General features: G+C 71.2%; 4 protein-coding genes. 1 reads left to right on the forward strand and 3 read right to left on the reverse strand.

Annotation, left to right across the window (positions count from 1 at the left end; all coding sequences use genetic code 11):
• Positions 1-2,257: PAS domain-containing protein (locus M0P34_RS13810; RefSeq protein ID WP_291500144.1), on the forward strand; the 2,257-nt coding region annotated here is incomplete at its 5' end.
• Here M0P34_RS13810 and M0P34_RS13815 read toward each other — a convergent pair.
• Genes M0P34_RS13815 through M0P34_RS13825 form a run of 3 tightly spaced genes read right to left on the reverse strand, consistent with a single transcriptional unit; the run spans position 2,229 to position 4,288 of the window.
• Positions 2,229-2,720, reverse strand: coding sequence for a chemotaxis protein CheD (locus M0P34_RS13815; RefSeq protein WP_291500146.1), 492 nt, complete (start codon positions 2,718-2,720; stop codon positions 2,229-2,231). The genes M0P34_RS13810 and M0P34_RS13815 overlap by 29 nt on opposite strands.
• The gene (locus M0P34_RS13820; protein WP_291500147.1) at positions 2,720-3,139 is read right to left on the reverse strand and encodes a response regulator; all 420 of its coding nucleotides are present in this window, start codon (positions 3,137-3,139) and stop codon (positions 2,720-2,722) included. Before M0P34_RS13820 ends, M0P34_RS13815 begins: the two co-directional genes overlap by 1 nt.
• Before the next feature lie 42 nt (positions 3,140-3,181).
• Positions 3,182-4,288 carry a pyridoxal phosphate-dependent aminotransferase gene (locus M0P34_RS13825; RefSeq protein WP_291500149.1) on the reverse strand — a complete coding sequence of 369 codons (1,107 nt, stop codon included), beginning with the start codon at positions 4,286-4,288 and terminating at the stop codon, positions 3,182-3,184.
• Between the last annotated feature and the right edge of the window lie 384 nt (positions 4,289-4,672).

The following is a 4,672-nucleotide window of genomic DNA, read 5'->3' on the forward strand; positions in this document are numbered from 1 at the left end:
CACCGTGCGCGACACCAACCCCCTGGCCTGCGAGATGCTGGGCTACAGCCGCGATGAGCTGCGGGGCCGTCACGCCCGCGACATCCTCCGCCCGACCAGCGCCGACGACCCGCCCTCGGAAGAGGCGGCGCGCATGGCCCGCCAGACGGGCCGTCCCCTGCGCTTTTTGCGCGAGTACAACCGCAAGGACGCCCCGCCCCTGCCCGTGGAATCCCACGTCCGCGCCGTGGACGACCAGGGCCACCACATGGTCATGTTCCAGGACATCTCCGCCCGCGTCCAGGCCCAGACCGCCCTGACGGACTTCCGTCGGCTGGTGGACGCCATGGCAGACAACATGGGCGACATGCTCTGGGCCAAGGATCTCGAAGGGCGCTTTCTGTTCGCCAACAGGGCCGTGCGCGAAAAGCTGCTGTGCTGCGGCGGCGAGGAGGTTCTCGGCCGCACCGGCGAGTTCTTCAACGCCCGAAACCGGGCCCTGGGCCACGAGCACTCCTTCGGCGGGCGCTGCGCGGAAAGCGACCGGGCCGTGCTGGCCTCGCGCGAGCCCGTGCGCTTCGTGGAAGAGGGGCTGGTCAACGGCGCCCGCCTGTGCCTGGAGGTGCTCAAGTCGCCGCTGTTCGACAGCCGGGGGGAGCTCATCGGTACCGTGGGCTCCGGGCGCGACATCACCGCCCAGTGCCAGGCCGGCGCGGCCCTGCGCCACAGCCGGAGCATGCTGGAGGAGACCCTGCGCCTGGGCGGCATGGGCGGCTGGGAAGCGGACCTGGCCACCGGGGCCCTGTCCTGGACCGAATCGGAGTACGCCACCTACGGCCTGGACCCCGCATGCCCGCCGCCGGATATCGAAACCTTCCTGCGCACCATCGTCCACCCCGAGGACCGCGAGGCCGTCCGCCGCAACCTGGAGCGCGCCGTCCGGGACAAGACCGCCCTGGACCACGAGTTCCGCGTCGTGCGCATGGACGGCCAGACCCGGCTGATCCACGCCGTGGGCCAGCCCGCCCTGGGGCCGGGCGGCGCCGTGGTCCGCCTGCAGGGCGCCACCCGCGACGTGACCGAGGCGCGCGCCGCCGAGCAGGCCCTGCTGCGCGCCAAGGAGGAGGCCGAACGCGCCGCGCTCTCCAAGGGCGCGTTCCTGGCCAACATGAGCCACGAACTGCGAACCCCCCTGAACGGCATCTTCGGCATGCTCCAGCTGGCCCTGACCACGGAGCTGGACGAGGAGCAGCGCGACTACCTGGAAACCGCCCTGGCCACCGGGCGCAGCCTGCTCACGGTCATCAACGACGTGCTCGACTTCACCCGGCTGGACGCCGGGTTCCTGGACGTGGCCAGCGAACCCTTCAGCCTCATGCGCTCGGTGGCCCTGGTCATGGACAACTTCCGCCCCGAGGCCAAGGACAAGGGCATCGGCCTGACCGTCCGCCCCCACCCCGGAACCCCCGCCGTGCTCGTGGGCGACGAGGCCCGGCTGCGCCAGATCCTGTTCAACGTGATCGGCAACGCCGTGAAATTCTGCCCCTCGGGCGAGGTGGCCCTGGAGATCGCGGCCATGCCGCCGGTCCACGGGCGGCCCCGGGTGCTGTTCACCGTTCGCGACACCGGCATCGGCATTCCCGAGCCGCACCTGGCCGACATCTTCGAAGCCTTCACCCAGGTCGACAGCGCCTACACCCGCCGCTACAAGGGCACCGGCCTGGGGCTTGGCATCGTCAAGCGGCTGGTGCTCCTGCTGGGCGGCAGCCTGTCCATCTCCAGCGCACCGGGCGAGGGCACCGAGGTGCATTTCTGCCTGCCCTTCGGCTTCCCCGACGGGCGCTCCGCCGCGCAGGACGCGCCGGGCCGGGCCTCGCTCCCGCGGCCCCTGGCCCTGCTGCTGGCCGAAGACGAAACCGTGAACCTCATGGCCGCCAGGATGATGCTCGAAAAACGGGGACACACGGTACACACGGCGCGCACAGGCATCGAAGCCGTGCAGGCCGTGCGCGAACGCGACTTCGACTGCGTGCTCATGGACATCCAGATGCCCGAGATGGACGGATTGGAAGCCACGGCGCGCATCCACGAACTGCAGCCCGGGCTGCCCGTGGTGGCCATGACCGCCCACGCCATGGAAGGCGACCGCGACCGCTTCCTGGGCGCGGGCATGTACGCCTATGTGCCCAAGCCCGTGACGCTGGAGGAGCTGGAAAGCGTGCTGAAGGGCCTGGGCCGCCCCGCCGGCCCTAAGGCTCCTGCTGACCCAGACGCTTGACGAAGACCTCGCCCGTGTGCGTGAGGAACAGCAGCTTGCGGCCCCTGTCGCCGCCCACGTCCGAGGCGACCACCCGCAGCCGCTCCCGCTCCAGGGTCTCGAAAGCCGTGCGCACGTTGTGCCGCCCGACCCCGAAGTGCTCGGCGAACATGGCGTTGGCGCCGCCGAAAACCTTGCACTCCAGGTCCGTGCGGCGCACGCCCTGCAACAGCAGCGCCCGCGCCAGGCGGCGGATGGAATCGTCCACGAACTTGTAGTTGCGGCACGCCGTGTTCTGCGCGGAGCAGTCGGGCATCAGCGCATGGAAGATGGCCCCCCAGCCCGTGAGCGGGCAGTGGAACGTCACCGCCACGCAGGACCCCAGCACCGTGGACACGGCCAGGGGCCGCAGCGAGACCACCGCCTCGCTCACCCCGAGCTGGCGCAGCTCGACCCCGGGATGCCTTTCCAGCAGCTGGCGCATCACGCCTCCCCATCCAGGGGGCTCGCCACGAGCCCCATGTTGGCCAGCACCTCGAAAAGCAGGTCCCGCCCGAAGGGCTTGGTCACATAGGCGTCGGCCCCGCACTCGTACTGCGCCTCGAGCATATACCGCGAATCGCTCACGCAGGTGAGCATGACGATCCTTGGCCGCGCCTCGTAGCCCACGTTCTCCTCGTCGAGCAGGTCGCGGATGCGCCGCGTGGCCTCCAGCCCGTCCATCCCGGGCATCATGATATCCATGAACACCACGTCGTAGCCCACCCCGCCCAGGCTCTCCCGGACCAGCTCCACGGCGCGGGCGCCGTCGGGCGCCTCGTCGCACACGCCCACGTCCTTGAAGAACGCCTTGAGCAGGAAACGCAGCGAATCGCTGTCGTCCACCACCAGGATTCTGAGCACGGCAGCCTCCTTGCGCCCCGCCGTTCTTGCGGCCCGGCCCGCCTAGGCCGACACCCAGCGCGCCAGCCGGTCAAAGGCCTCTTCCAGTTCCTCCGGCGCCGCCCCGTAGGACAGCCGCAGGTGCCCCTCGCCCGCCGCCCCGAAGGTCGAGCCCGGGATGGTGATCACCCGCGCCTCGCGGATCAGCCGCTCGGCCACCCGCCGCGACGGCTCCGGCGTGAACAGCGTGCGGGCCATGATGTAGAACGCCCCGGCCGGACGCACATAGTCCAGCGCCCCCGCCAGGGCGTCCAGCCTTTTGCAGGCCAGCTCGCGGCGCTCGGCCAGGGCCTCGCGCATGGCCGCGAACACGTCCTGCGGCCCGTCCAGGGCCGCCAGGGCCGCATGCTGCGCCACCGTGGGCGCGCAAATGGCCGTGCAGTCGTGGACCTTGAGCATCTGGTCCATGATCGGCGCACCCGCCCAGGCGTAGCCCACCCGCCAGCCCGTCAGGGCGAAGCGCTTGGAGAAGCTGTTCACCAGCACGCAACGCCCGGCCAGCCCGGGCAGCGCCGCCACGCTCGGGGCCGTGGGCCCATCGTACACCAAAGAATCATACGTTTCATCCGTTATTACATATAAATCATGCCGCTCGGCCACCCGGGCCAGCTCGCGCAGTTCCCGCTCGCCGAACACGGCCCCCGTGGGGTTGCACGGATTGCTGAACACGATGGCCCGCGTACGCGGCGTCACCGCCGCCTCCAGGGCCGCCGCGTCGAGCCCCCAGCCCGGCCCCACGGGCACGGGCACGGGCACCCCGCCCGCCAGGAGCACCTGCTCCACATGCGAGGCGTACGCGGGCGAAGGCATGAGCACCTCGTCGCCCTCCTCCACCAGCGCAAGCACCGCGCACAGGAGCGCCTCCATAGCCCCCACGGTGATGACCACCTCGGCGCGCGGGTCCACGCGCAAGCCCTTCTCGCGTTCGAGCAGTCCGGCCACCGCCTCGCGCAGGGCGGGCATGCCCGGCTGGAGCGAATACTTGCCCGCCGAGTGGTCCTCGCGCAGCGCCCGGCACACCGCGTCCACCACATGCTCCGGCGTGGGGAACGACGGCACCCCCTGCCCCAGGGACACGCACCCGCCGACCTCGGCGGCGATCATCGGCATCAGCTTGGTTTCCGAAATGCGAATCCGCCCCACCCGGCGGCTGAACGACAAACCCATGACCACGACCTCGCTTGCGGTTGAAGTTGCTGCCCGGCGGGGACGGGGAACCCCGTGCCCCGCCCTCCGGCCCGAAACCGGCCTTCGGGAAACCAGCTGGAAACACGAAACAAAAAACACCACGCCCGGATGCCCGACCGGGGCGCCCTGCGCCAGCGTGACCCAGGGGCGGCACCGCCGCCCCCCGGGCAGGCCGCGCCCAGGGCCCCGCCCCGCAGACGGCCAGCGTAGACGGCCAGGGCAGAGGGCCCCGACCGCAGGCCGCCCCCCGCTCGCGGGGCCCCTGCCCCACGGCCAGCCCCGCGCTCTCAAAATTCCGCCCCACAG

It is taken from the genome of Desulfocurvus sp., assembly GCF_023230885.1.
GTDB lineage: Bacteria > Desulfobacterota > Desulfovibrionia > Desulfovibrionales > Desulfovibrionaceae > Desulfocurvus.

Bases quoted from the DNA above. Each gene is read 5' to 3' on its own strand.
- M0P34_RS13815 (WP_291500146.1), bottom strand. From the start codon at position 2,720: ATGCGCCAGCTGCTGGAAAGGCATCCCGGGGTCGAGCTGCGCCAGCTC.
- M0P34_RS13825 (WP_291500149.1), bottom strand. From the start codon at position 4,288: ATGCCGATGATCGCCGCCGAGGTCGGCGGGTGCGTGTCCCTGGGGCAG.